We start from the raw sequence: 24,860 nt of genomic DNA on the forward strand, positions 1-24,860 counted from the left end.
TCAGCCCTTCCGGTAGGCCAGGACCTGGTGGAAGACCGACGAGTGCTCCACGGACCAGCCCGGTGGAGCGGCTGCGGCAAGCTCGGCACGGGTGTAGCTGCGGCGGATGGACGTAAGCCCGTCTTCCCGGATGAAGGACCTCCGGAATGGCAGCGCGGCCACACCGAAGAGGGAGAATGCGATGGTGCTGCGGATGAGATCGTTGTGCAGCGCCTTCTGGCCGGCGAGGATTTCCGAGTCTGCCAGCAGTTGCTTGAGCTCCCCGGACTGGAGATGGTGCAGCACGTGGTTGGAGATCACGACGTCGAACCGGGCACCTTCGCGGACCAGGTCACCACTGTGCGCCTGGCGGAATTCTACGCCGGGCATGGGGGAGCGCCGGCTGGCGAAGGCGGCAGCGCGGGGATCCGGATCGATGCCGGTCACGTGCATGGACGTGCCGTCCCGGTGTGCCCAGCGGGCCAGCATTATGGCGAGGTCACCACCGCCGGACCCGATGTCCAGCACGGTCACGGGTCTGTGGTCCGGCTTGACGATGGCGCGAAGCTCCCTGTTATACAGGCCCCGCCAGCCGGACAGTACCCGGTTGATGACCCAAAACTGCCGGTAGGTATTGTCCAGGAGCTTTTCATCGCAGTCCGCGCGGTCCATCTGCTCGATGTCCCCGGCGGCTCGCGTTCGCAGCAGAATCCCCATGCCCTGGCGTTCCAGTCAGGCCACAGGTGCTTCTGCGGGCGTCCGGTCCTGGCGGGCCTCCGGGCCGAATCCGGCAGCGTTGTCCTGCCGCGCGGGGTCCTGGGTTGCGGTGATGGACTGCCGGAGCTTGGTGAACAGCCCCGTTTCCACGGTCAGTCCCGGGCCGAAAGCCATGGAACAAATACGCCCGCCACCATTGGAGTCCCCGGGCAGCAGCGGCTGTTCCAGGATGTACTTGAGGACGAAGAGCACCGTGGCACTGCTCATGTTGCCGTAGTTCCGGAGGATGTCCCGGGCCGGAACCAGTTGCGCGTCGCTGAGGCCAAGCCGGGACTGGACCTTGTCCAGGATGCTGCGGCCACCGGGATGGATGGCCCAGTGGGGGATCGCGGTGTAGGGGAGTGCCGCTAATTCCGGGTCTTTTGCCAGCAGGGGCTGCAGGGCACCCACGATGTGGTCGTCGATGATGTGGGGTACATAGTTGCCCAGGACCATCTCGAACCCGTGATCGCCGATGTTCCATGCCATGGAGTCCTCACCGACCGGGGTCAGGACTGTTTCGAAGTGGTCCAGCTTCAGCAGCGCGGCTTCTTCCGCGCCGGGCCGTGCGGTCACGACGGCGGCAGCGGCGCCATCGGCGAAAAGGGCCGAACCCATGATGGTGTCCGGATCATTGGACGTGCGTACGTGCAGGGAGCAGAGTTCGGCGCAGACCACCAGGACCACCGCGTGCGGGTCGGATTCACAGAACAACTTCGCTGCGCGGAGCGCCGGAAACGCCGCGTAGCAGCCCATGAAGCCCAGGTGATACCGCTGGACGGAAGGACTAAGCCCGAGCTCGCGGACCACCTTGTAGTCCGGGCCCGGATTGAAAAAGCCCGTGCACGACACCGTCACGACGTGAGTTATGTCAAGTAAATCCAGTTCGGGCGCCGCCTTCAGGGCAGCGCGGGCAGCCTCCACGAACAGCTTGGTGGCTTCCCGGGCAAAGATGTCGTTACGGACCTTGGTGCTGGGATTCAGCAGGAGTCCGGTGTCCGGGTCGTAGAACTGCGGGCTTTCCGAGCGTGACGTGTTGGTCAGTTCACTGACTGCCGTGAATCTGGTCTCAATGGCTGCGCCGTCAAAGCAGGTGGTGACCAGGCGCGAACCGAGCCGGGAAAGACCCGGCTGCGCGGCGAATACATCACGGGCTTCGGCCTGGATCAGTTTTGTCGTCGGAACTGCAGTTTCAAGTGAACGCACGTAGACCGTCATCACGTCATTCTTGACGTGCGCTTTGATAAAGACAATGGGCCCCGTGGTTTGAACAGCGGTAAAGACAATGGGCCCCGTGGTTTGAACAGCGGTAAAGACAATGGGCCCCGTGGTTTGAACAGCGGTTTCGCCACGTAATTGTCATGGGATGAAGGCGTAACTGTCGGAATTGCAGGGCACGGGTGCCTCACGTCCTGCCCCGCTCGGGAACTCTTCCCATTGCGCCGATAATCTACATTATGTCAAGTAGTGTTCCGGAGACCCTGGAAGGAGCCATTAAGGACCGATCCCCCGACCGCCGGATACGATGCCTGCAGCAATGGCCCCGAACCAAACGCTCCTGTTCCTGGCCTTGATTCCTGACGGCAGCGCAGTCATTGCTGCTGGAAAGGAGGCCGCCATGCCTTGGCAGGAGACCTCATGGTGGTCAATGACGCCTTTGCATCGACGCGCCGACCACAGCTCCGACTCCGAGCCCCAGCGCAAAGCCCCAGAACGGTGTGTGGAAAATCGCCAGCCCGAGGCTGATTCCCAAGGCGGCGCCCACCAGGCTGCAAATCCATAAGGCTTTGTTCACGATCTCTCCGTTATGGCCGGGGTGGGCTCAACTACTGCAGCGACCTTACTTCATCCCTATCCGGCACGTGACCAAAAACGGGGAGATCCACATCGAAGTTGGGTAGCTCCCACCCATGCGCCAACGGCCTTGCGCGTCTTAACCTTTTGGACATGGCGGCAGGCCCACCCGGTCCGCCGCGGGCGCGCGATGGGGCGGTCCCTGGATCCTCCTTTGGTCATGCAGACGGCGGCGGCGCCCGGTACTCCTTTTACTTCCCAGGACGCCCCATGCGCGAACTCCCCCGCCCCCACACCTGCCCGCATTCCACGGTCACCTGCCCGGCTTGCCGTTCCGAAATGCGCGACGAAGCCCTGCGGCAGGCTCCCGGCAGACCCATTATTCTGCTGCGCCCCGCACCCGTCACGGTGCGTTCCATGCCGGCAAACGCTTTGGCCTATACCGTGACCGATGTCCTCATTGAGTGGGACGCGGAATCGGATTACCACCTGCGGTGGGAGGCAAGTTGGCTTGTCCACCGGGTGCAGGCGGCACCCGACGACAGCCACCTCCAGGAAGCAGTCTGACCGCCCGCTCCCCCGCCGCGGGCAACCGGACATCCGCACACGCCCGCCCCCCGTCGGCGGCTAAGCTCGAAGCCATGAGTTCGTTGAAAACCAAGCCTGCACAGACATCACCGGCACGGGCAGCAGTGGTGGCGGCAGCGGTGGATATGGTGCTGATCCTCGTTTTCGCCGCGATTGGCCGCGATGCACACCACCGTGAGGAGCCTATCCTTGGTGTGCTGTTGACTGCCTGGCCGTTCCTCGCGGGCGCGGCCGCCGGATGGATGATCGCCCGCGTATGGCGCAGCCCCTTCTCCATCACCCGGGCAGGCGTTCCAGTCTGGCTCGGAAGCCTGGTGGGCGGCATGCTCCTGCGGGCGCTGACCGGGCAGACAGTTGTCCTCCCCTTCATCATCGTTGCAACGCTGGCCCTGGCCGTGTTCCTTGTGGGCTACCGCCTCCTGCTGGCAGGCGCCGCACGCCTCCGCCGCCGGCCGGGCAGATAGCGGGCAGCAGAAGTTGGGCGAACGGGTGGCGGCGAAGGAAACGGCACCCGTGTAATAGGCTGGCTGGAGAGAAATGCCTGCCGTGCCCCAGTGCGGCGGCACCGATTGAAGGGGTTCAAACGTGGTTACCGCATTTGTTCTGATCAAGACCGACGCCGCCCGCATTCCGGAGACGGCGGAAGAAATTTCGGCCATCGAAGGCATCAGCGAAGTGTATTCCGTCACCGGCGAATGGGACCTCATTGCGGTAGCCAGGGTCCGCAGGCATGAAGACCTCGCGGACGTCATCGCGGACAGGCTCTCGAAAGTTCCCGCCGTGGTCCACACCACGACCCACATCGCATTCCGGGCGTACTCACAGCACGACCTCGACGCTGCCTTTTCGCTGGGTTTCGAACAGTAAAACCCCCAACCCGGCCGTTAGGCGCGGGAGAGGGACACCCAACGGTCCAGGACGGCAGCGGCAGCACCGGAGTCGATCGAATCCGCAGCACGGGCGAAGGCTTCCTGCATCCGTGTCAGGAACGGGCCCTCTGCTTCAAGGTCGAACGCAACAAGGCCGGCCGCGGCGTTCACCAGGACTGCATCCCGGGCCGGACCTTTGCTGCCGGCAAGGACGTCGCGGACAACTCCAGCGTTGGCCGCCGCATTGCCGCCGCGAAGCTGTTCAACAGTGGCCAGGCTGATGCCAAGGTCCTGCGGCGAGAAATGCAGTTCATTGACGGATCCGTGCCGGATTTCCCACACGGTTGACGGGCCAGTGGTGGTCAGCTCGTCCAGGCCGTCGTTGCCACGGAAGACCAGGCCCCTGCTCCCCCGGCGGGCCAGCACGCCGGCCACCAGCGGCGCCATCCGCGCGTTCGCAACGCCCACCGCCGAAGCCTGGACATTGGCGGGGTTGGTCAGGGGGCCCAGGAAATTGAACGCGGTCGGCACTGCCAGTTCCCGCCGGGGCACGGCGGTGTGGCGGAATGACGGGTGGAACACCTGCGCGAAGCAGAACGTGATTCCCGCCTCCTCAGCGTTCCTGGCCACCCGCGCGATAGGCAGGTCAAGCCGGACACCTAGCGCTTCAAGAACGTCGGCAGACCCGGACGACGACGACGACGCCCGGTTCCCGTGCTTGACCACCTTCGCGCCGGCCCCGGCAGCGACCAGGGCGGCCATCGTGGAGATGTTGACGGTGTTAAGTTGGTCACCACCGGTGCCGACGATGTCCAGTTTTTCCCCGGTGATTGTCACGGGGTTGGCGTGGGCGAGCATCGCCTCAACCAGGCCGGAAAGCTCGTCCACCGTCTCGCCTTTGGCGCTGAGGGCCACAAGGAATCCGGCAATCTGCGCTGGCGTGGCTTCACCGGACATGATGGTGTCCATGGCCCAGGAGGTGTTCTCCGCAGTGAGGTCATTGCCCTTGATCAGGGCCGAGATCAACCGGGGCCAGGTGTTGCCGGACGCTGTAGTTGCCTGAGAAGTCACGTGCTGATGCTATCGACCGACGGCGGCCACTGACCAATGTGAACGGTTGCAGGAACTTTTCAGGGCGATTTCGCGTCTTTGTAGAAAAAGTCCTCCGAAAAGGCGGTTTGCGTTGGGCAGCACGGACTTTTACAGACATAATGTCTATGTGACATCTGCGACCCATGCCCCCAGTACCCCGGCGCACCCCACGCTGAACCGCCCCAATATGGTTTCTGTCGGAACCGTTGTGTGGCTGTCCAGCGAGTTGATGTTCTTCGCCGGTCTCTTCGCCATGTACTTCACTCTGCGCTCCACCAGTGGGCAGATGTGGGCGGAAGAGACAGCCAAGCTCAACTTCCCCTTTGCGCTCGTAAACACGATCGTCCTCGTGGCCAGTTCCTTCACTTGCCAGATGGGCGTCTTCGCCGCAGAGCGGCTGCAGCCGCGGCGCACCGGAGGTGCACTGCAGTTCGCCCGCTGGGGAATGAACGAATGGTTCACCCTGACGTTCCTCATGGGCGCGTTCTTCGTTGCCGGCCAGACCACCGAGTACGCAATGCTGGTTTCCGAGCACGTCTCGCTCTCCTCCAACGCTTATGGCTCGGCTTTCTACATGACCACCGGCTTCCACGGCCTCCACGTCATCGGCGGCCTGATTGCCTTCCTGCTCATCATGGGCCGGTCCTTCGCCGCGAAGAAGTTCGGGCACTTCGAAGCAACGTCCGCGATCGTCACCTCTTACTACTGGCACTTCGTTGACGTCGTGTGGATCGGCCTCTTCCTGGTCATCTACGTACTCAAGTAGCCAGCTTTGATTCTTTTTCTACAAGAGGCAGAATTTCAGGTAGCGGCTCCCGGAGCCGGCGCAGGATCGAATAAAGGAACCACCACGTGAAGGCACTCTCACAAAAGCGGCGTCACCCACTTGCAGCAATAGCGCTGCTCCTGATGGGGCTCCTCATCACGGGTGGGCTGTACGCCGTGGCAACCACCGTCAACCAGGCCAAGGCTTCGACCACCACGTTCAGCGCAAGCGACACAGAGGAGGGCGGCAAGCTCTTCGCCGCCAACTGCGCCACCTGCCACGGCATGGGTGCCAGTGGTTCCAAGGACGGACCCTCGCTGGTGGGTGTCGGTGCAGCCGCTGTTGATTTCCAGGTGGGCACCGGCCGCATGCCGATGCAGATGAACGGCCCCCAGGCCATGAAGAAGCCCGTCCAGTTCAACGACGAGCAGACCCACCAGCTTGCAGCCTACGTCGCCTCCCTGGGAGCCGGCCCGGCAGTTCCTGCGGAAGACCTGACAAACGGCGGCGGCGATGCAGCCGCAGGCGGTGAGCTCTTCCGGACCAACTGCGCTATGTGCCACAACGCCGCCGCTGCCGGTGGCGCGCTGACCCGCGGCAAGTTCGCGCCCGCGCTTGCCGATGTATCCGGCAAGCACATCTACGAGGCCATGGCCACGGGTCCGCAGAACATGCCGGTCTTCAACGACGCCAACATCACTCCTGAAGGCAAGAAGGACATCATCACCTTCCTGAAGCAGATCGAGACCACCGGTTCACCGGGCGGTGCCGACCTTGGCTCGCTGGGTCCGGTTGCTGAAGGCCTGTTCGTTTGGGTTGCCGGTCTTGGCGTCATCATCGCCTTCACCATCTGGCTCACCTCCAGGACGTCCTGACGTTCCGCAGGAACACACAACTTCTGCTGCCCAGTCAGCAGCTTGAAATTAGAAACTAACCCGGCAACTGCCGGGACGAGAGAAGGATGAGGCGAATTATGGGCAACCATAGTGACGGCAGTCCGAACCACTCGGGCACCGTAGCTACGGCTGGTCAGAATGAGGTGGAGAAGTTCCAGGATCCTGGAATTCCCCCGCATCGTTTGCGCCTGGCTGACACGGACCCGAAGGCCGCAAAGCGGGCAGAACGGCAGGTCGCCTTACTATTTGGCATTTCTGTTGTTGGAACCCTGATCTTCCTGGTGGCGTACTTCGCCATTGATCTGGGTGATGACTCCAGCATCGCCACCATCCGGCTCCAGAACGCCCTGCTCGGCGTTGGCACTGCCTTCGCAATGCTGGGTATCGGTACCGGTATCGTGCACTGGGCCAAGGCCCTGATGCCTGACCACGAAGTCTCCGAGGAACGCCACGCCATCCGTTACGAAGAGGACCGCCAGGCTGCGGTGCGCATCGTTGACGATATCGTGGAAGAGACCGGCATCAAGCGCCGCCCGCTGATCCGCAACACCCTCCTGGGTGCGGTCGCACTTGCCCCGCTTCCCGCCGTCGCCATCTTCGGTGACCTCGGACCCCGCCCTGACGACAAGCTCGCACACACCATGTGGGCTCCCCAGGACGGAAAGCGCAAACGCCTTACCCGCGACCCCGATGGAACCCCCATCAAGGCCTCGGACGTCACCATCGGTTCTGCCTTCCATGTGATTCCTGAGGGCCTGAACGAACTGCAGGAGGGCAAGCTCAACGAAAAAGCAAAGTCCGTTGTGCTCCTCATGCGCCTCGATCCCGCATCGCTGAACCCCTCCAAGGGCCGCGAAGAGTGGGGTTACAACGGAATCGTTGCCTACTCGAAGATCTGCACCCACGTTGGCTGCCCCGTTGCTCTGTACGAGCAGCAGACGCACCACCTGCTGTGCCCGTGCCACCAGTCCACCTTCGACCTCACGCAAGAGTGCAAGGTGATCTTCGGCCCCGCCAGCCGTCCTCTCCCCCAGCTGCCCATCGCAGTTGATGACGAGGGCTACCTCGTCGCTACAAGCGACTTCCATGAACCCGTTGGACCTAGCTACTGGGAGCGTGCTGAGCATGAGCGCAACATCAACAGCTGAGCCGGCTTTCGTCGCCAAAACCAAGACAGGCCGGATCACCGACTTCGTCGATTCACGTGTTGGCGGCTCCGGGATCCTCCGCGAGTTCGGCCGCAAAGTCTTCCCCGACCACTGGTCATTCATGTTCGGCGAAGTTGCGCTCTACTCGTTCGTCATACTGCTGCTGTCCGGAACGTTCCTGACGTTCTTCTTTGATCCGTCCATGGCGGAGACTCACTACGACGGCGGCTACATTCCCCTCAAGGGAGTGGAAATGTCGGTGGCGTACAGCTCCTCGCTGAACATCTCCTTCGACATCCGCGGCGGACTGTTCATGCGCCAGGTGCACCACTGGGCAGCCCTGCTGTTCGTGGCATCGATCGCAGTCCACATGCTGAGGGTCTTCTTCACCGGCGCATTCCGCCGCCCGCGTGAAATGAACTGGGTGGTGGGCAGCGTCCTGCTGATCCTGGCCATGGCCGCAGGCTTCACCGGGTACTCGCTGCCCGATGACCTCCTGTCCGGCAACGGCCTGCGCATCATCGACGGCGTCATCAAGTCCATCCCGGTCATCGGAACGTACATCTCGTTCTTCCTGTTCGGCGGGGAATTCCCCGGCACGGCCATCATCAGCCGCCTCTACATGCTGCACATCCTGCTGGTGCCGGCGTTGATCCTGCTGATGATCGTCCTCCACCTGTTCATGGTCGTGGTGCACAAGCACACGCAGTACCCCGGTCCCGGCCGCAACGACAACAATGTTGTCGGTTACCCCCTGGGTCCCGTTTACGCAGCGAAGGCCGGTGGATTCTTCTTCATCGTCTTCGGCGTGATCGCCCTGATGGCGGCATTCTTCACCATCAACCCGATCTGGAACTACGGTCCGTATGACCCCTCCCCTGTGTCGGCCGGTACCCAGCCCGACTGGTACATCGGTTTCGTCGACGGCGCCCTGCGACTCATGCCCGGAACGCTCGGCAACTGGCACGTGGAACAGGTCTTCTTCGGTCACGTATTCACGTTCAACGTCCTCCTCCCCGCCCTGGTCCCCGCCGGCATCCTGTTCACCGTGATGTTCACCTACCCGTGGATCGAACGCTGGATCACCAAGGATGACCGCGAGCACCACGTCCTGGACCGCCCGCGCAACGCCCCGACCCGTACGGGCATCGGTGTTGCCGGATTCATCTGGTACTGCGTGATGTGGGCAGCTGCAGGTTCCGACCTCATTGCCACGCACTTCCACGTGTCCCTGAACGACGTTACGTACTGGCTCCGTGCCCTGTTCTTCGTCGGACCGATCATCGGCTTCATCGTTGCCAAGCGTGTTGCCCTTGCACTGCAGCGCAAGGACCGGGAAATCGCCCTTCACGGCCGCGAGACCGGCCGTATCGTCAGGCTCCCGCACGGCGAATTCATCGAGGTGCACGCCCCGCTGGATGAGTACAAGCGGTACAAGCTTGTTGGCTTCGAATCACCCGAGGTCATCCCGGCCCTGCCCAACGAGCACGGTGTGGTGACCCGCAAGGAGAAGCGCCGCGCGTTCCTCTCCCGCTGGTTCTTCGAGGACCGCGTCGCTCCTGCTACGCCTGCAGAGCTTGAAGCAGCCCATGGCCACGGCCACGAGGCAGTTGAAGCAGCAGAGGGTTCCAAGAGCCTGACGCACTAAGCAACGGTTGATAAAGGAAAGGCCCGATCCATAGGATCGGGCCTTTCCTGTCTCAAGAGTTCTCCTGCCTGCGCCGCCGACAACCCACAGCTGTGACGGCCGGGGTGCTGTCAGTGGTTGCGGGCGCGCCGGGCTCCCGGTCGCTGCAGTGGTACCCACAGCTTGTACCGGTCGGCCCTGTAGTAGGACACGGAATAGTCAACCATCGCCCTTGCCACAAACGCGTGCCGCTGGATCTTCAGCAAGGGCGCACCCACCTCCACGTTGAGCAGGCGTGCCGTTGACGGGGAGGCGGCGGTCGCCTCGATCATGTCCTCGCCCCACTCCATCACCAGGCCAAACTGTTCGCTCAGGACGTTATAGAGCGACGTGGGCGGCTCGCCGTCGAGCAGGCCCGGGACGCGGTGGGCCGGGATGAAGTTCTCGTCCACGCTCATCGGTTCCCCGTCAGCCAGCAGGAGCCTGCGGAACCGGACCAGGGGTGTGCCCTCGTCCAGCTGGAGTTCGCGGGCCAGGAAGGCGCTGGCGCCGATTTGCTCAAAGCTCAGCACCTTGGCAGCAGGCACCATGCCGCGCCTTTGCATCTCTTCACTGTAGGACGTGAGCTTCACCTGAAGGTCGAGTTTCGGGCGCCGGACAAAGGTTCCCAGGCCCACTACGCGCTCGATGACCTCCTCCCCCACCAAGGCGTCGATGGCCTGCCGGACCGTCATCCTTGCCAGTCCGAACCGTTCGGCAAGGTCGCGTTCTGATGGCAGCGCCGACCCGGGCGGGCATGACTGTGCGATGTAACTGCGCAGGATCTCCCGAAGTTGGACGTAGATGGCTGTTCCGCTGGTGCGGTCTATTTCACCCGTGATTGCCGTGGCGCCAGCTGCCATGATTTTCTCCTGCCGTTGGTTTCCCTCAATTTTAGGACGGTCTAGACCAGTCCCGGGACGCCGGCGCTCTTTCGCCCGGCAGGCATGGCAACCGCTATATTGGGTCTGGAAATTTTGCCAGCAGACGGAGGGGCCGTCTTCCGAAAAGGAGTCCCTTTGCCAACACAGAAGGCCGTGGTGGCAGCGCCGGTAGGCCTGCATGCACGTTCCGCCGCGGTATTTGTCCGGGCTGTCACCGATACGGGGCTTCCCGTCACCATCAGCAAGGCGGGTGCGGCGAAGGTGGACGCCCGGTCCCTGCTCCAGGTGATGGCCGCCGACTTCGCGCAGGGGTGTGAGGTGGAGCTGTCGGTCAATGAAGCCGCTCTGGAGGACGTCCTGGGGCTTGAAACGGTTGAGGCGGCCCTCCGGGACCTTCGCGTACTCCTCGAGTCGCAGGGGGCTGGCTGAAGGCCGTAAATACACAATAACGACGTCGGGGCCCCCCCAACAGGTGGGGGCCCCCCGCGTTATTTGAGTGTGGTTGGGTTTGTGGGTCACGGCCGAAAAAACACAACAACCCCGGCGCCCCCCCCCACGGGGGGGGGCCCCGACGTCGTTATTCTCTTGGCTTGCTTAGTGTGCGTGGTCTCCCCGGCTGTACTCGTACACCCAGCCCACGAGGGCTACGATGGCGAGGCCGCCGGCGATGAAGATGATCCAGGCACCAACTGCCAGGCCCAGGAAGCCAGTGGCGCAGGCGATGCCCAGAACCAGGGGCCACCAGCTCCAGGGGCTGAAGTGCCCCTGTTCACCGGCGCCCTCGTGGATTTCCGCATCGCTGCGGTCCTCGGGACGGAGGCCTACGCGCTTACCGGTGAAGCCCAGGTAGGCACCGATCATGCCGGCCAGGCCGGCCACGAGCAGGATGCCCAGGATGCCCACCCATTCGCTCCAGTTGGTCAGGAATCCGTAGACCAGCGAGACGGGAACGAAGAAGAAGACTCCGGAGCCAAAGATCCAGGATTCGATTTTCACTGTGCGGTGTCCTTCTGGTCGGCGTTGCCGAGTACTGCCGCTGCGGGAGCCGGCGAATCAGCGGTGTGGACTTGGCGGAGTTCCGGGTGGTGCAGGTCCAGGGCGGGACGCTCGGAACGGATCCGGGGAAGGGACGTGAAGTTGTGGCGCGGCGGCGGGCAGGACGTGGCCCACTCAAGCGAAGCACCAAAGCCCCACGGATCATCAACCTGGACCTTTTCGGCCTTGCGCCAGGTGATGTAGACATTCCAGAAGAACGGGATGAGGGACGCGCCCAGCACGAAGGATGCCACGGTGGAGAACTGGTTCATCCAGGTGAAGTTGTCCTCCACGAGGTAGTCCGCGTACCGGCGCGGCATGCCTTCGACGCCCAGCCAGTGCTGGATCAGGAAGGTGCCGTGGAAGCCCAGGAACAGGAGCCAGAAGTGGATCTTGCCCAGGCGCTCGTTGAGCATCTTGCCGGTCCACTTGGGCCACCAGAAGTAGAAGCCTGCGAACATGGCGAACACCACGGTACCGAACACCACGTAGTGGAAGTGTGCCACCACGAAGTAGGAGTCCGAAACGTGGAAGTCAAGCGGCGGTGAGGCCAGGATGATGCCGGTAAGGCCACCGAAGAGGAAGGTGATCATGAAGCCGAGGCTCCACAGCATCGGTGTCTCGAAGGTCAGCGACCCGCGCCACATGGTGCCGATCCAGTTGAAGAACTTCACGCCGGTGGGCACTGCAATAAGCATGGTCATGAACGAGAAGAACGGCAGCAGGACAGCGCCGGTGACGTACATGTGGTGGGCCCACACCGTTACCGAGAGGGCTGCAATGGCGATGGTGGCGTAGACCAGGCCCTTGTAGCCGAAGATCGGCTTGCGGCTGAACACCGGGAAGATCTCCGAGACGATGCCGAAGAACGGCAGCGCGATGATGTACACCTCGGGGTGTCCGAAGAACCAGAAGAGGTGCTGCCAGAGGACGGCACCGCCATTCTCGGGATCGAAGATGTGTGCACCGAACTTGCGGTCCGCGCCGAGTGCGAACAGGGCGGCGGCCAGCGGCGGGAACGCCATCAGGACCAGGATCGCGGTGATCAGGGTGTTCCAGGTGAAGATGGGCATACGCCACATGGTCATGCCCGGGGCGCGCATGCAGATGATGGTGGTGATGAAGTTGACCGCACCGAGGATGGTGCCGAAGCCGGACAAGGCCAGGCCGAAGACCCACAGATCGCCACCGATGCCCGGGGTGAACGTGGTGTTGGACAGCGGCGCGTAGGCGAACCAGCCGAAGGATGCAGCACCCTGCGGGGTGATGAAGCCGGACACTGCGATGGTGGAGCCGAACAGGAAGAACCAGAACGCCAGCGCGTTCAAACGCGGGAACGCCACGTCGGGCGCGCCGATCTGCAGCGGCATGATCACGTTGGCGAAGCCGGCGAACAGCGGGGTGGCGAACATCAGCAGCATGACGGTGCCGTGCATGGTGAACAGCTGGTTGTACTGCTCCTTGGTCTGCAGGATCTGCATGCCGGGCTCGAAGAGCTCCGCACGGATCAGCAGGGCCATAACGCCGCCGAGGCAGAAGAACACGAAGGACGCGATCAGGTACATGTACCCGATGGTCTTGTGGTCAGTGGAGGTGATCCAGTTGACGACGATGCGCCCCTTGGATTTGGGTACCACGGGAGCCGACAGGACCCCCGTGGGTGCGGATTGGGTGTACGTAGCCACGTCGCTCCCCTTACTTGGTTTCGTTCAGGTTCGGGTTGCGGTCGTACTCCACGCCGAGCAGGCCGGTGTTGCCTTCAGCCTTGAGCTGGTCCATGTGGGCCTGGAATTCGGATTCCGACACCACCTTGACGCGGAACAGCATTTCGGAGTGGTACTCGCCGCAGAGTTCGGCACACTTACCGTCGTAGGTGCCCTCTTTAGTGGGGGTGAACCGGATGTAGTTGGTCTTGCCGGGAATCATGTCACGCTTCTGCAGGAAGGCGGGAACCCAGAAGGAGTGGATGACATCGCGGGCGTTGAGCTCAAGGTCAACGGACTTGTTCACCGGCAGGTACAGCGTGGGGAGCTGTTCCTTGTCGATGGTGTTGCCGGTGAGGTGCGCCTGGACGCCGGCCTCGTGGAGGTCTTCCTGGATGACATCGCCGGACTTGTAGTTGAAGTCCCAGGCCCACTGCTTGCCGCGGACGTCCACGACGACGTCGGCCGGCTGTGAGCGGTCATCGATGGCCTGCTGGTCACGGTCGGTGAAGTAGAAGAACACCAGGACCATGAAGATCGGGATGGTGAGGTAGAAGACTTCCAGTGGAAGGTTGAAGCTGGTCTGCCGCGGGAAGCCCACGGTTCCCTTGCGACGCCGGTAAGCGACCACGCACCAGATGATCAGGCCCCACGTAATGGCGCCGACCACGAGCGCAGCAATCCATGAGTTGACCCAGAGGTCCATGATGCGGTCGGTGTTGCTGGTGGTGCCACGTTCAGTGGGCATCCACCCTTTCTCTACCTCTGGCGAACATCCGGTCAAAACCAACGCGCCGGCTATAGCCAAGCTTGAGATCGTGGTGATCGTTTTGCGTCGGCTGCCGGTTCGGTTCTGCGAACTCACAGACGGCCCTTCCTACTTGTTGCTGTTGTCCGGGCAGCCATCGGCGCTCCGGGCACAAAAAAAGTTTTACTACTCGGTGTAGAGCTTACCGCTCCCCCGGGCGTTTCGCCCACATGTCGGCGCCGAGCCCCCGTGCCGTTTTATGCGGCAGGAAGCCCGGCGCCGACATCAGGCGAAATAACCGGCCTAGTGGAATGAATCGCCGCAGGCGCACGAGCCGCCGGCGTTGGGATTGTCGATGGTGAAGCCCTGCTTCGAGATGGTGTCCTCGAAGTCGATGCTTGCGCCGCTCAGGTACGGCACGCTCATTTTGTCGACGACGACCTCGACTCCGTCAAAGTCGCGGACGGCGTCTCCGTCAAGGAGCCGCTCGTCGAAGTAGAGCTGGTAGATCAACCCTGAGCATCCACCGGGCTGCACGGCCACGCGCAGGCGAAGGTCCGTGCGGCCTTCCTGCTCGAGGAGGCTGCGGACCTTGCCGGCGGCGACGTCGGTCAGGTTGACCTCGTGAACGGGCAGTTCGTCGCTGGCCACGGTGGTGGCGGTGCTGTTTTCGTTGGTTGAGGTGCTCATTGGCCTACCTTCTTAGGACGGTCTGGCGGCGTCGCCGTAACGGCGCCTGCCCCTACAAATACGGTATGGGCTATAGCTACATGCTACGCGCGGCAGTCCTGTAGCTCTAACTCCTGGCGTAACCGTCAAAGCACGCCGGTTGTTCCCTGGAAGCAGGGCGTCCGCCCGCACGCCAAAAGCTGCTCACTCCCCGGCGTTGAGGCCCCCGCTGTTCAGCCGGGCAAGCATGAGCGCCTCCGCCAGAATGGCATTGCGGAAGTCACCGATGTGCAGGGACTCATTGGCACTGTGGGCCCGCGAGTCCGGGTCCTCCACGCCTGTTACCAGGATCTGCGCGTCGGGATACAGGTCAGTGAGGTCGGCAATGAAGGGGATGGACCCGCCAATGCCGGTTTCCACGGCTGGAACCCCCCAGGCCTCGCCCAGTGCCCACATGGCCAGCGTTGCTGCGGCGGACGACGTATCGGTCTGGAAGGGGTTGCCCGCCTCCCCCGGTGTGAAAACCACCTTTGCACCGAAGGGCGCGTTGGCCTCGACGTGCCTGCGCACCGCGTCCATGGCCTCCGCCGGAACCTGGCCCGGTGCCAGCCGCAGGCTGAACTTTGCCCGCGCTCGTGGAAGCAGTGTGTTGGAGGCGACGTCCACGGCGGGGGCATCGAAGCCGATGATTGACAGCGCCGGCTTGGTCCACAGCCGCGAGGCGATGCTTCCGGTCCCGGCAAGGCGGACGCCGTCGAGTACGGACGCGTCGGCCCGGTAGTCCGCCTCCGGCATTTCGACTGCAGCCGTGTCGGTGGCCACCAGCCCTTCGATGGCGACGTTTCCGTCGGCGTCGTGAAGTGTGGCAATCAGGCGGGACAGCAGGGTGGGCGCATCCAGGACCGGCCCGCCGTACATGCCGGAGTGCACCGCATGGTCAAGCACCTGCACCTCGATGGTGCCGTCCACCAGGCCGCGAAGGCTGGTGGTCAGGGCCGGTATCCCGACTTTCCAGTTGCTGGAGTCGGCCACCACAATGACGTCGGCCCGCAGCAGTTCCCGGTTCGCCTCCAGGAACGTCCGGAATGTGGGCGACCCCGCTTCTTCCTCGCCTTCGATGAAGAACGTCACGCCCAGCCCCAGCGAGCCGGCCAGGACCTCCGCAACGGCGGCGTAGGCGGCGACGTGGGTCATGATCCCGGCCTTGTCGTCCGCGGCCCCCCGGCCGTAAAGGCGTCCGTTCTTTTCGACGGCGGTGAACGGCTCCGTTTCCCACAGGGACTCGTCGCCCACCGGCTGGACGTCATGGTGGGCGTACAGCAGGACAGTGGGTTTACCTTCGGCGGCAGGACGGCGGGCGACGACGGCCGGGCCGCCGGGCGTACCGTCGGCTTTGTCCACGGTCAGCACCTGGACTTCACCGATCCCGGCACCCCGGAGGAGTTCCGCGACGGCCTCGGCGCTTCGCTCCAGGGGGGTGCGCTCAAAGCTGGGCCACGCAATCCCGGGGATGGCAACGAGCTCCTTGAGCCGTGCCAGCGTCTGGTCGAAGGAACGGTCTACCGCTGAACGAAGATCTTCCGTCCTGCCGGTAGCCTCAGGGCCCGGTCCTGCCGTGGTGGTGGTGCTGTGCGGGGTGGCCGCGGGTGATGGAGTCATGGCCAAAACATTACCCCCGTCACATTCGGCTGCCGGCCAGGGCAGGCGCGGAAGCAAGCGGCGGGCACGCTCCTGCAAGGTATTCTGGTCAGGTGTTCGGACGTAGAAAAGAAGCGCCCTCGGCGCAGGAAACCATAGACCAGCAGGCAGCGGAGGCAGCGGCGCGGCAAAACAGTGTGGCGGGCAAGGGCGCCCCTACCCCCACCCGGAAGGCCCAGGAGGCCGCACGCAGGCGCCCGCTGGTGCCCGAGGACCGCAAGGCCTCCAAGGCCGCCGAACGCCAGGCCGTGCAGGACCAGCGCCTCAAGATGCGCCGGGCCCTGGACACCGGTGACGAGAAGTTCCTGCCCCTGCGTGACAAGGGGCCCCAGAAACGGTTCGCCCGCGACTTCGTGGACGCGCGTTTCAATCTCGGGGAGTACCTGATGTTCGGTGCGCTGGTGTTCGTGCTGGTGTCCCTGGTGGTCCCGGCCTCCAGCGACATGATGATCTACGTCCTTGGCGCTTTCTGGGTCATGTTCCTGGCGGTCTTCGTGGACGTCTTCATTCTGTCCCGCAAGCTCCGCAAGCGCCTGGCGGAAAAGTTCGGCCAGGTGGAGGGCGGCACGGTCTGGTACGGCTCCATGCGGTCCCTGCAGTTCCGGAAGCTGCGGCTGCCCAAGCCCCAGGTCCAGCGCGGACAGTACCCGGCCTGACCCACCCATCAACTTAAACCACGGACACCCCGGCGGAATCCCGCCGGGGTGTCCGTGGTTTAAGCTCCTCGCCCGTCACAGGCGCCTGTGGACGACGTGTCAGGAGCGGCGCTTTTGTGCCAGCCCTTTGTTGATCCGTGCCGCCCAGAACGGGCCCTCGTAGAGGAAAGCCGTGTAGCCCTGCACCAGGGTCGCGCCGGCGTCGAGCCTTTCCTGGACATCCCGTGCGGACTCCACGCCGCCCACCGACACCAGGGCCAGGGCGTCGCCGGTTGCGTGCTTGAGCCGCTTCAGCACTTCAAGGGAACGCTCCTTCAGGGGAGCGCCGGACAATCCGCCGGCACCGCATTTCTCCACGTCTCCGGCCGGCGAGGACAGCCCCGCGCGGGCGATCGTGGTGTTGGTGGCAATGATGCCGTCCAGTTTCAGGTCCAGGGCAAGGCGCGCCACGTCGTCGATGTCCTCATCGCTGAGGTCCGGTGCGATCTTTACCAGCAGCGGCACGTGCCGCCCGGCGGCTCGGTCAGCTTCCTGCCCTACGGCGGTCAGCAGCGGACGGAGAGTTTCCACGTCCTGGAGCAGCCGCAGTCCCGGGGTGTTGGGTGAACTGACGTTGACCACCAGGTAGTCAGCGGCAGGCGCCAGGCTGCGGGCGCTCACCAGGTAGTCATCCACGGCGTCGGCAAGTTCCACCACTTTGGTTTTGCCGATGTTGACGCCGATGACCGGACGCACCGCCGGGTAGCGGCGCTGAAGCGCGGCCCGCGCGGCTTTAAGCCTGGGCGCAACGGCCGAGGCGCCGTCGTTATTGAATCCCATCCGGTTGATGACGGCCCGGTCCTGGACAAGGCGGAACAGCCGCGGCTTTTCATTGCCCGGCTGTGCCTGCCCGGTGATGGTACCCACTTCAATGTGCCCGAATCCAAGATCCGTGAGCGCCTCGATGCCGTGCCCTTCCTTGTCAAAGCCGGCAGCAAGACCGAACGGCGACGGAAAAGTGACACCAAAGGCGGTGGTCTGCAGGGACGGATCAGGGGCGGTCAGCTTCTGCAGGACCCGTCCGGCGCCCGACGCATGCGCGAGCCGGATGCCCTTGAATCCGATCTTGTGGGCGCGCTCGGCGTCCATCCATGAAAAGGCCAGCCTGAAGAAAGTGGGATAAACGCGCATGCCTCCAGTTTCCCGTCTCCGGTGCCGCCACACCAAAACGGAGAAGCTGCCCAACGGGCGGCGTGCCCCTGGCGCGCCGGTCTAGCATGAGGTCATGCAGTGGCAGCAGGACATCCTGGGCGGGGATTTCGAGTCCCACACCTTCGCGGCCGCCGGCCCCGACGGGGTGGCACGGACGGCAACCCTGGTCCGGCTCCGGCCAGATCCGGACAGCCGCGTCGCCGGCGGCCGCCGCCGTGCCGTGCTTTTCCTGCACGGCTGGAGCGATTATTTCTTCAATGTGGACCTGGCGCGGTTCTGGGCGTCGGCCGGTTACGACTTCTACGCACTGGACATGCACAACCACGGACGCAGCCTGCGCCCGGAAGCACCGGGCGGTTATGTGGCGGACCTCGCCGCCTACGACGCCGAAATTGAAGAAGCAGCCCGCATCATCCGCCAGGAGGGCGCGCCTGGACCTTTGGCTCTAATGGGCCATTCCACCGGCGGCCTGGTGGCAGCCCTGTGGAGCAGCGGGCATCCGGAAGCAGTTTCACTGCTGATCCTGAACAGCCCCTGGCTGGAGATGCACGGGAGTTCGCTGGTGCGGCGCGCGGCGTCCAGCATGGTGCGTCCCGTCGCCCGGTTCCGCCCGCAGGCGGTTCTCCGCCTCCCGGAGCGGGGCCACTACTGGCGCACCATCAGCAGCGCGGCCGACGGCGAGTGGCCGGTTGATGAGCGGTACCGGCCCCGCATGGCTTTCCCTGTGCGCGCAGGCTGGCTGCGGGCGGTACTCGCCGGGCATGCCCGCGTGGCCCGCGGCCTGGAAATCGAGGCGCCGATTCTGGTCCTGCTCTCCAAGGGAAGCGCAAACGGCCTGCTCTGGTCCGAGGAAATGCGCCGCACCGATGCCGTCCTGGATGTGAATATCATCGGTACCCGGGCACTCACGCTCGGCCGTACGGTGACCATCGAGCGGATTGACGGTGCCCTGCACGACGTCTTCCTCTCGCCGGAACCGATCCGCACCGATGCCTACTCGCGGCTGGCCCGGTGGCTGCGGGCGTACGGGCAGGGCTAACCCGCCTGGGGATCCGCCGGGGCAGCGGTTGCATCAACGGCACCGCCGTACCGGCGGTCCCGCCTGGCATATTCTTCGACGGCGGCCCAGAGGGTCCGCCTGTCAACATCCGGCCACAGCGTGTCCATGAAGACGAACTCCGCATACGCGGACTGCCAGAGCAGGAAGTTGGACAGCCTCTGCTCCCCCGAACTGCGCAGGAAGAGGTCCACGTCGGGAAGGTCGGGTTCATCCAGGTACTTCTGGATGGTCCGCTCGGTGATGGCGCCGGGCTTCAGCCTGCCGGCCGCGACGTCTTCAGCAATTGCGGACACGGCGTCGGTGATCTCGGCCCGGCCGCCGTAATTAACACACATGGTCAAATTACAGGTGGTATTTGCCGCAGTGAACTGCTCGGCATCCTCCAGCTCCCGGATGACTGAACCCCAGAGGCGCGGCCTGCGTCCCGCCCAGCGCACCCGGACACCCCAGTCGTCCAGCTGGTTCCGCTGCCTTCGAAGCACGTCCTTGTTAAATCCCATCAGGAAGCGCACCTCCTCCGGTGAGCGCCGCCAGTTTTCGGTGGAGAAGGCGTAGACGCTGACATACTCGATGCCCAGTTCGATGGCTCCTGCCATGACGTCGAGCAGCGCGGGCTCCCCCGCCTTGTGTCCCTCGATCCGCGGCAGCCCCCGCTGATTGGCCCAGCGGCCGTTGCCGTCCATGACGATTGCCACATGCCGGGGAATGAACTCAGCCGGGATGGACGGCGCCACCGCACCGGAAGGATGCGGGTAAGGGGCCACCACGGGGTGGGTACGCTTCCGGGGGGCGTTGTTCTTTTTTCCCAGGGCCACTGTCAGCTACGCTCCACATGTTTGAGGGACTTCAATACTCTTTCCAAATGCCACTGCAGGTAAGCGGCCACCAGGCCGGCGGCCTCCTTGCGATGCTGCGGCAAGGACGCGTCCGCAGTGGTCCAGTCCCCGGTCAGAAGGGCCGCCAGCAGGACCACGGTTTCGGATGCGGGGGCAGGCGACCCGGGCGGCCTGCACTGTGCACAGACCATACCGCCAAGGGGAGCGGAGAACGCCGTGTGCGGGCCCGGCCTGCCGCAGCGGGAGCAGTCGGTGAAGCTGGGGGCCCAGCCGCCGGTGGCCAGGGCGCGCAGCAGGTAGGAGTCCAGGATGAGGCCCGCAGCATGCTCGTCACGGCTCAGCGCAGCGAGGGCTCCCACCAGCAGGTTGTACTGCGCGGTGCCGGCCTCACCGTCCACGTCCGTCAGTTTCTCGGCGGTCTCCGTCATGGCGGCGGCAACCGTGTACCTGCCGTAATCCGCGGCGATGCTTCCGCCGTAGGCACCTTTGGCGACGGCCTGCGTGACGATGTCCAGCGTGCGGCCGGATACCAGTTGCAGGTCCGCCACCATGAAAGGTTCAAGCCGGGCACCGAAGCGGCTGCTGGTGCGGCGCACACCTTTGGCGACGGCGCGGACCTGCCCATGGTGCTTCGTCAGGAGGGTGATGATCCTGTCCGCCTCGCCCAGCTTGTGGGTACGGAGCACCACGGCGTCGTCCCGGTAGGCCCGGGAGGCAAAAGACTGTTGGACCACGCTCTATCTCCCCATCCGGCCCGGCGGCGCGCGGCCAGGCTACGGTGGTGCCGCCGGTTTGTCCCGGCGGCACCACCTGCAGGTATCAGGCCCGAGCATCCCGGATGGCGCGGTTGACCGCCGAGATGACGGCCTTTAGGGACGACATGCTGGTGTTCGCGTCGATGCCGACACCCCACAGGACCCGCTCCCCCACGGCGCATTCGACATAAGCAGCCGCCGCGGCGTTGCCGCCTTCGGACAGTGCGTGCTCGCTGTAGTCCAGCACCCGGACGTCCACGCCGTCCTCATGGAGGATGTTCAGCAGTGCGGCAATGGGACCGTTGCCCGTGCCGGTACGGCTGACCTGGGCACCATCGATGGTGAGCGCGGCGTGAAGCGTCATGCCGCCGTCGGCATCCGTTTCCGTCTTGACCCCGCCCAGGGAGTAGCGTCCCCACTGCCCTTCGGCCTGGCCGGACGGCAGGTACTCGTCCTGGAAGATCTGCCACAGCTGTGCTCCGCTGACCTCGCCGCCCACGGTGTCGGTGCGGCGCTGGATAACGCCGGAGAACTCGATTTGTGCGCGGCGCGGCAGGTCCAGGCTGTGCTCGTTCTTGAGCAGGTAGGCCACACCGCCCTTGCCGGACTGGGAGTTCACGCGGATGACGGCCTCGTAGCTGCGGCCCAGGTCCTTGGGATCAACCGGCAGGTACGGAACCTGCCAGGTGAAGTCGTCCACGGCCTTGCCTGCGGCGGCGGCGTCGCGCTCCAGGGCTTCGAAGCCCTTCTTGATCGCATCCTGGTGGGAACCCGAGAAAGCCGTGAATACCAGGTCGCCACCGTACGGCGAACGTTCCGGTACCGGCAGCTGGTTGCAGTACTCAACGGTCCGGCGGACGTCGTCGATGTTGGAGAAGTCGATCATGGGGTCGATGCCCTGGACGAACATGTTCAGGCCCAGGGTGACCAGGTCCACGTTTCCGGTCCGTTCGCCGTTTCCGAACAGGCAGCCTTCAATGCGGTCGGCGCCGGCCATGTAGCCCAGCTCGGCGGCAGCCACCCCGGTTCCACGGTCATTGTGCGGGTGCAGCGAGAGGATGATGCCTTCGCGCGGGTGCAGGTGCCGGCTCATCCACTCGATTGAATCGGCGTAGACGTTGGGGGTGGCCATTTCCACCGTGGCCGGCAGGTTGATGATCACCTGGCGGTCGGCGGAGGCTTCGAACACATCGGCCACCGCGTTGCATACCCGGACGGCATACTCGAGTTCGGTACCGGTAAAGGACTCCGGCGAGTACTCGTAGGTCACGTGCGTGTCCGCGAGCGTTTCCTCGTACTTTTTGCACAGGCGGGCACCCTGCAGGGCGATGTCCAGGATGCCGTCTTCGTCCTGGTTGAATACGACGCGCCGCTGCAGGACGGACGTGGAGTTGTAGAGGTGGACAATGGCCTGCTTGGCGCCGACCAGGGACTCGTAGGTCCGCTCAATCAGGTGTTCCCGGGCCTGGGTCAGGACCTGGATGGTGACGTCATCCGGGATGTGGTTGCCCTCGATGAGCTGGCGGACAAAGTCGAAGTCCGTCTGCGATGCGGACGGGAATCCGACCTCGATCTCCTTGTAGCCCATGCGGACCAGCAGGTCGAACATCTTCATCTTGCGGGCGGGGCTCATGGGGTCGATCAGCGCCTGGTTGCCGTCACGCAGGTCAACGGCACACCAGCGCGGGGCCTTGGTGATCACCTTGTCCGGCCAGGTGCGGTCCGGCAGCTCAACCTTGATCTGGTCCTGGAACGGCGTGTACCGGTGGGCGGGCATTCCTGAGGGCTTCTGTGCGTTTCGCATGATGTTCGTGGCCTTTTCTATCGATCTTCAGTGAAAGGGTGGCCGGGCAACACAAACTCCGCAGCGAGGGTGGGCCGTGCGCTAGATAGCGTCTGTGGCCTCGCCGCGGCAGCTAAGGAGAAGGAGCTCTGCACGCACACTTTGAGGGTAACACGGGTGCGTAAGATGAAAGGGCACTACCGTCCGTAAAGTCCAGCATGCAGACGCATTCCGGTGTACCGCCCGGCAGTGGCGTCCCAGCAAAGGAGTTGCAGTGCCCATTTCGGGGATCGATCTTTCCACTATTGATCACACAGTCCGGCCGCAGGATGACCTCTACCAGCACGTCAACGGCGCGTGGCTGAAGGCCACCGAGATCCCGGACGACCGGCCGCTGGAAGGCACTTTCACCGCCCTGCGGGACGGCTCCGAGATCGCCGTCCGGGACATCATCGAGGAAGCGGCGGCCAAGGGCGACGACGCCACCGGGATCGAGCGGAAGATCGGCGGGCTGTACAACAGCTTCATGGACGAAGCCACCGTCGAGGGCAAAGGCATGGAGCCCATCCGCGGGCGGCTCGCGGAGGTTTTCGCCACGGCCTCGGTCCCGGAGCTCATTGCCCTGGCAGGCCGGTTGTTCCGAGCCGACGTGGGTGGGTTGTTCTACATCTACCCCGCCCCTGATGCGGGCAACCCCGACCGGGTCCTGCTGTACACCGGGCAGGGCGGCCTGGGCCTGCCCGACGAGTCCTACTACCGGGAAGAGAAGTTTGCCCCGATCGTTGCCGCCTATACGGCGCACGTGGAGAAGATGTTTGAACTGGCTGGACTGCCGGATCCGAAGGGTGCCGCGGAGCGCGTGGTCGGGCTGGAGACAAGGCTCGCATCCCACCACTGGGACAACGTCACCCTCCGGGATCCGCAGAAGACCTACAACCTGAAGACGGCGGACGAAGCCACCGCACTCTTCCCCCTCTTCGCCACCTGGTTCGAGGCTGCGGGAATCGACGCTGACAAGCGCACGGAAATCGTCGTCAGCACCCCTGACTTCTTTGCCGGCGCCGCCGGGCTCCTTGACGAAGTCCCGGTGGCCACCTGGCAGGAGTGGCTGGCCATGCGCGTCCTCAGCGCTGCGGCGCCGTACCTGTCCTCCGGGTTCGTGGATGCCAACTTCGCGTTCTACGGCACCACCATCAGCGGCACGCCCCGCAACAAGGACCGGTGGAAGCGTGGAGTTGCCGTCGTCGAGGCCGGCCTCGGGGAGGCCGTCGGCCAGATCTACGTGGCCCGGCACTTTCCCGAATCCCACAAGGCACGGATGCAGACCCTGGTGGCGAACCTCATCGAGGCATACCGCCGCAGCATCAATGACGTCAGCTGGATGGGCCAGGACACCAAAGCCGAGGCCCTGCGCAAGCTGGAGGCGTTCCGCGCGAAGATCGGCTACCCGGACGAGTGGATCGATTACTCGGCCGTGGAGATCGACCCCGACGACCTGCTGGGCAATGTGGAGCGCGCTCACAATGCCGACGTCGACCGTCATCTGGATGAGGTGGGCAAGCCGGTGGACCGGAATAAGTGGCTGATGACGCCGCAGACGGTCAACGCCTACTACCACCCCATGATGAATGAAATTGTGTTCCCGGCGGCCATCCTGCAGCCGCCGTTCTTCACCGCCGACGCCGACGACGCCGTGAACTATGGCGGGATCGGGGCCGTCATCGGCCACGAGATCGGGCACGGCTTTGATGACCAGGGTTCACAGTTCGACGGCGGCGGGGCCCTTCGCAACTGGTGGACGGAGCAGGACCGCCAGGCCTTCGAGGCGCTGACGGCCCGCCTGGTGGCACAGTTCGATGCGCTCTCCCCCACGGCCGCGCCCGGGCACCACGTCAACGGCCGGCTCACGCTCGGCGAGAACATCGGCGACCTGGCCGGGCTGACCATCGCCTACAAGGCATACCGGATCAGCCTGGACGGCAAGGAGCCGGAGGTTCTTGACGGCCTGACCGGGGATCAGCGCTTTTTCGCGTCCTGGGCAGCAGGGTGGCGCCAGGTCATCCGGCAGGAGGAGGCCATCCGGCGGCTTGCCACCGATCCCCACTCCCCCAACGAATTCCGGACCAACGCCATCGCGAAAAACCTCGACCCGTTCCACGAGGCATTCGATGTCACCGAGGACGACGGAATGTGGATGCCTGCCGCTGAGCGCGTCAGCATCTGGTAGCTGAACAGCAAAAATGGGCCCCGCCATTGGCGGGGCCCATTTTGTTGCGGCACGGGTTCGT

25 protein-coding genes are annotated in these 24,860 nt (G+C 64.2%); 11 read left to right on the plus strand and 14 right to left on the minus strand.

Translation table 11 applies throughout. The features are described 5' to 3' along the window. The 3 genes from ACWRN3_RS03855 to ACWRN3_RS03865 all read right to left on the minus strand — a co-directional run bounded on the left by ACWRN3_RS03855 (position 1) and on the right by ACWRN3_RS03865 (position 2,530). Positions 1–696 carry a class I SAM-dependent methyltransferase gene (locus tag ACWRN3_RS03855; RefSeq protein WP_476739913.1) on the minus strand — a complete coding sequence of 232 codons (696 nt, stop codon included), beginning with the start codon at positions 694–696 and terminating at the stop codon, positions 1–3. Positions 697–711: 15 nt separating this feature from the next. Then, the gene (locus ACWRN3_RS03860) at positions 712–1,953 is read right to left on the minus strand and encodes a type III polyketide synthase (RefSeq protein WP_476739914.1); all 1,242 of its coding nucleotides are present in this window, start codon (positions 1,951–1,953) and stop codon (positions 712–714) included. A gap of 427 nt (positions 1,954–2,380) precedes the next feature. Further along, positions 2,381–2,530: a hypothetical protein gene (locus tag ACWRN3_RS03865; RefSeq protein ID WP_255172261.1), complete on the minus strand. Its 150-nt coding sequence runs from the start codon at positions 2,528–2,530 to the stop codon at positions 2,381–2,383. A gap of 338 nt (positions 2,531–2,868) precedes the next feature. On the opposite strand from ACWRN3_RS03865, the gene ACWRN3_RS03870 reads away from it, so the two are divergent. The 3 genes from ACWRN3_RS03870 to ACWRN3_RS03880 all read left to right on the plus strand — a co-directional run bounded on the left by ACWRN3_RS03870 (position 2,869) and on the right by ACWRN3_RS03880 (position 3,984). Beyond that, positions 2,869–3,096: a hypothetical protein gene (locus ACWRN3_RS03870; RefSeq protein WP_476739915.1), complete on the plus strand. Its 228-nt coding sequence runs from the start codon at positions 2,869–2,871 to the stop codon at positions 3,094–3,096. Positions 3,097–3,170: 74 nt separating this feature from the next. Then, positions 3,171–3,581 carry a DUF3054 domain-containing protein gene (locus tag ACWRN3_RS03875; protein ID WP_324642002.1) on the plus strand — a complete coding sequence of 137 codons (411 nt, stop codon included), beginning with the start codon at positions 3,171–3,173 and terminating at the stop codon, positions 3,579–3,581. A gap of 121 nt (positions 3,582–3,702) precedes the next feature. Further along, on the plus strand, positions 3,703–3,984 hold the full coding sequence (locus ACWRN3_RS03880; RefSeq protein WP_141160402.1) for an Lrp/AsnC family transcriptional regulator: 282 nt from the start codon (positions 3,703–3,705) through the stop codon (positions 3,982–3,984). A 17-nt stretch (positions 3,985–4,001) separates the two neighbouring features. Here ACWRN3_RS03880 and trpD read toward each other — a convergent pair whose 3' ends face one another. Continuing rightward, entirely contained in the window at positions 4,002–5,057 is a 1,056-nt protein-coding gene (trpD, locus tag ACWRN3_RS03885; RefSeq protein WP_476739916.1) for an anthranilate phosphoribosyltransferase, read from the minus strand. Between the two features lie 148 nt (positions 5,058–5,205). Here trpD and ctaE point away from each other — a divergent pair, with 148 nt between their 5' ends. The 4 genes from ctaE (at position 5,206) to qcrB (ending at position 9,536) form a co-directional block, all read left to right on the plus strand. Continuing rightward, positions 5,206–5,844, plus strand: a complete 639-nt coding sequence (gene ctaE, locus ACWRN3_RS03890; protein ID WP_175318541.1) for an aa3-type cytochrome oxidase subunit III — start codon at positions 5,206–5,208, stop codon at positions 5,842–5,844. Positions 5,845–5,930: 86 nt separating this feature from the next. Next, on the plus strand, positions 5,931–6,719 hold the full coding sequence (qcrC, locus tag ACWRN3_RS03895) for a cytochrome bc1 complex diheme cytochrome c subunit (protein ID WP_476739917.1): 789 nt from the start codon (positions 5,931–5,933) through the stop codon (positions 6,717–6,719). A gap of 98 nt (positions 6,720–6,817) precedes the next feature. Further along, positions 6,818–7,888: a cytochrome bc1 complex Rieske iron-sulfur subunit gene (qcrA, locus tag ACWRN3_RS03900; RefSeq protein WP_255172266.1), complete on the plus strand. Its 1,071-nt coding sequence runs from the start codon at positions 6,818–6,820 to the stop codon at positions 7,886–7,888. Beyond that, positions 7,866–9,536, plus strand: a complete 1,671-nt coding sequence (gene qcrB / locus ACWRN3_RS03905) for a cytochrome bc1 complex cytochrome b subunit (RefSeq protein ID WP_255172267.1) — start codon at positions 7,866–7,868, stop codon at positions 9,534–9,536. Before qcrA ends, qcrB begins: the two co-directional genes overlap by 23 nt. A 110-nt stretch (positions 9,537–9,646) precedes the next feature. On the opposite strand, the gene ACWRN3_RS03910 is transcribed toward qcrB, so the two are convergent. Beyond that, complete coding sequence (locus ACWRN3_RS03910; protein ID WP_159631961.1) at positions 9,647–10,417, minus strand: GntR family transcriptional regulator; 771 nt, start codon at positions 10,415–10,417, stop codon at positions 9,647–9,649. A 156-nt stretch (positions 10,418–10,573) separates the two neighbouring features. Here ACWRN3_RS03910 and ACWRN3_RS03915 point away from each other — a divergent pair, with 156 nt between their 5' ends. Then, a complete protein-coding gene (locus ACWRN3_RS03915; protein ID WP_255172268.1) occupies positions 10,574–10,867 on the plus strand; it encodes an HPr family phosphocarrier protein in 294 nt (97 codons plus the stop codon). A gap of 165 nt (positions 10,868–11,032) precedes the next feature. Here ACWRN3_RS03915 and ACWRN3_RS03920 read toward each other — a convergent pair whose 3' ends face one another. From ACWRN3_RS03920 to ACWRN3_RS03940, 5 genes are all read right to left on the minus strand, one after another. After that, a complete protein-coding gene (locus tag ACWRN3_RS03920; protein WP_324642008.1) occupies positions 11,033–11,434 on the minus strand; it encodes a cytochrome c oxidase subunit 4 in 402 nt (133 codons plus the stop codon). Continuing rightward, complete coding sequence (ctaD, locus tag ACWRN3_RS03925; RefSeq protein ID WP_255172270.1) at positions 11,431–13,158, minus strand: aa3-type cytochrome oxidase subunit I; 1,728 nt, start codon at positions 13,156–13,158, stop codon at positions 11,431–11,433. Before ctaD ends, ACWRN3_RS03920 begins: the two co-directional genes overlap by 4 nt. Positions 13,159–13,168: 10 nt before the next feature. Next, positions 13,169–14,041: an aa3-type cytochrome oxidase subunit II gene (gene ctaC, locus ACWRN3_RS03930; protein ID WP_159631957.1), complete on the minus strand. Its 873-nt coding sequence runs from the start codon at positions 14,039–14,041 to the stop codon at positions 13,169–13,171. A gap of 186 nt (positions 14,042–14,227) precedes the next feature. After that, complete coding sequence (locus tag ACWRN3_RS03935) at positions 14,228–14,614, minus strand: HesB/IscA family protein (RefSeq protein WP_159631956.1); 387 nt, start codon at positions 14,612–14,614, stop codon at positions 14,228–14,230. Positions 14,615–14,797: 183 nt separating this feature from the next. Then, a complete protein-coding gene (locus ACWRN3_RS03940) occupies positions 14,798–16,252 on the minus strand; it encodes a dipeptidase (RefSeq protein ID WP_255172272.1) in 1,455 nt (484 codons plus the stop codon). Positions 16,253–16,344: 92 nt separating this feature from the next. Here ACWRN3_RS03940 and ACWRN3_RS03945 point away from each other — a divergent pair, with 92 nt between their 5' ends. Beyond that, a complete protein-coding gene (locus ACWRN3_RS03945) occupies positions 16,345–16,947 on the plus strand; it encodes a DUF3043 domain-containing protein (RefSeq protein ID WP_255172273.1) in 603 nt (200 codons plus the stop codon). Positions 16,948–17,046: 99 nt separating this feature from the next. Here ACWRN3_RS03945 and ACWRN3_RS03950 read toward each other — a convergent pair whose 3' ends face one another. Then, a complete protein-coding gene (locus ACWRN3_RS03950) occupies positions 17,047–18,117 on the minus strand; it encodes a quinone-dependent dihydroorotate dehydrogenase (RefSeq protein WP_255172274.1) in 1,071 nt (356 codons plus the stop codon). Between the two features lie 94 nt (positions 18,118–18,211). Here ACWRN3_RS03950 and ACWRN3_RS03955 point away from each other — a divergent pair, with 94 nt between their 5' ends. Continuing rightward, positions 18,212–19,177 carry an alpha/beta hydrolase gene (locus ACWRN3_RS03955; protein WP_255172275.1) on the plus strand — a complete coding sequence of 322 codons (966 nt, stop codon included), beginning with the start codon at positions 18,212–18,214 and terminating at the stop codon, positions 19,175–19,177. On the opposite strand, the gene ACWRN3_RS03960 is transcribed toward ACWRN3_RS03955, so the two are convergent. The 3 genes from ACWRN3_RS03960 to leuA form a co-directional block, all read right to left on the minus strand. Next, on the minus strand, positions 19,174–20,013 hold the full coding sequence (locus tag ACWRN3_RS03960) for an isoprenyl transferase (protein ID WP_324642015.1): 840 nt from the start codon (positions 20,011–20,013) through the stop codon (positions 19,174–19,176). The two genes, ACWRN3_RS03955 and ACWRN3_RS03960, sit on opposite strands and share 4 nt — an antisense overlap. Positions 20,014–20,015: 2 nt before the next feature. Further along, entirely contained in the window at positions 20,016–20,768 is a 753-nt protein-coding gene (recO, locus tag ACWRN3_RS03965) for a DNA repair protein RecO (RefSeq protein WP_255172277.1), read from the minus strand. 85 nt (positions 20,769–20,853) lie between these two features. Then, complete coding sequence (gene leuA, locus ACWRN3_RS03970; RefSeq protein ID WP_476739918.1) at positions 20,854–22,593, minus strand: 2-isopropylmalate synthase; 1,740 nt, start codon at positions 22,591–22,593, stop codon at positions 20,854–20,856. Between the two features lie 253 nt (positions 22,594–22,846). Here leuA and ACWRN3_RS03975 point away from each other — a divergent pair, with 253 nt between their 5' ends. Further along, positions 22,847–24,799, plus strand: coding sequence for a M13 family metallopeptidase (locus tag ACWRN3_RS03975; protein WP_255172279.1), 1,953 nt, complete (start codon positions 22,847–22,849; stop codon positions 24,797–24,799). Positions 24,800–24,860 lie beyond the last annotated feature (61 nt).

The organism is Pseudarthrobacter sp. rb (genome assembly GCF_056389225.1).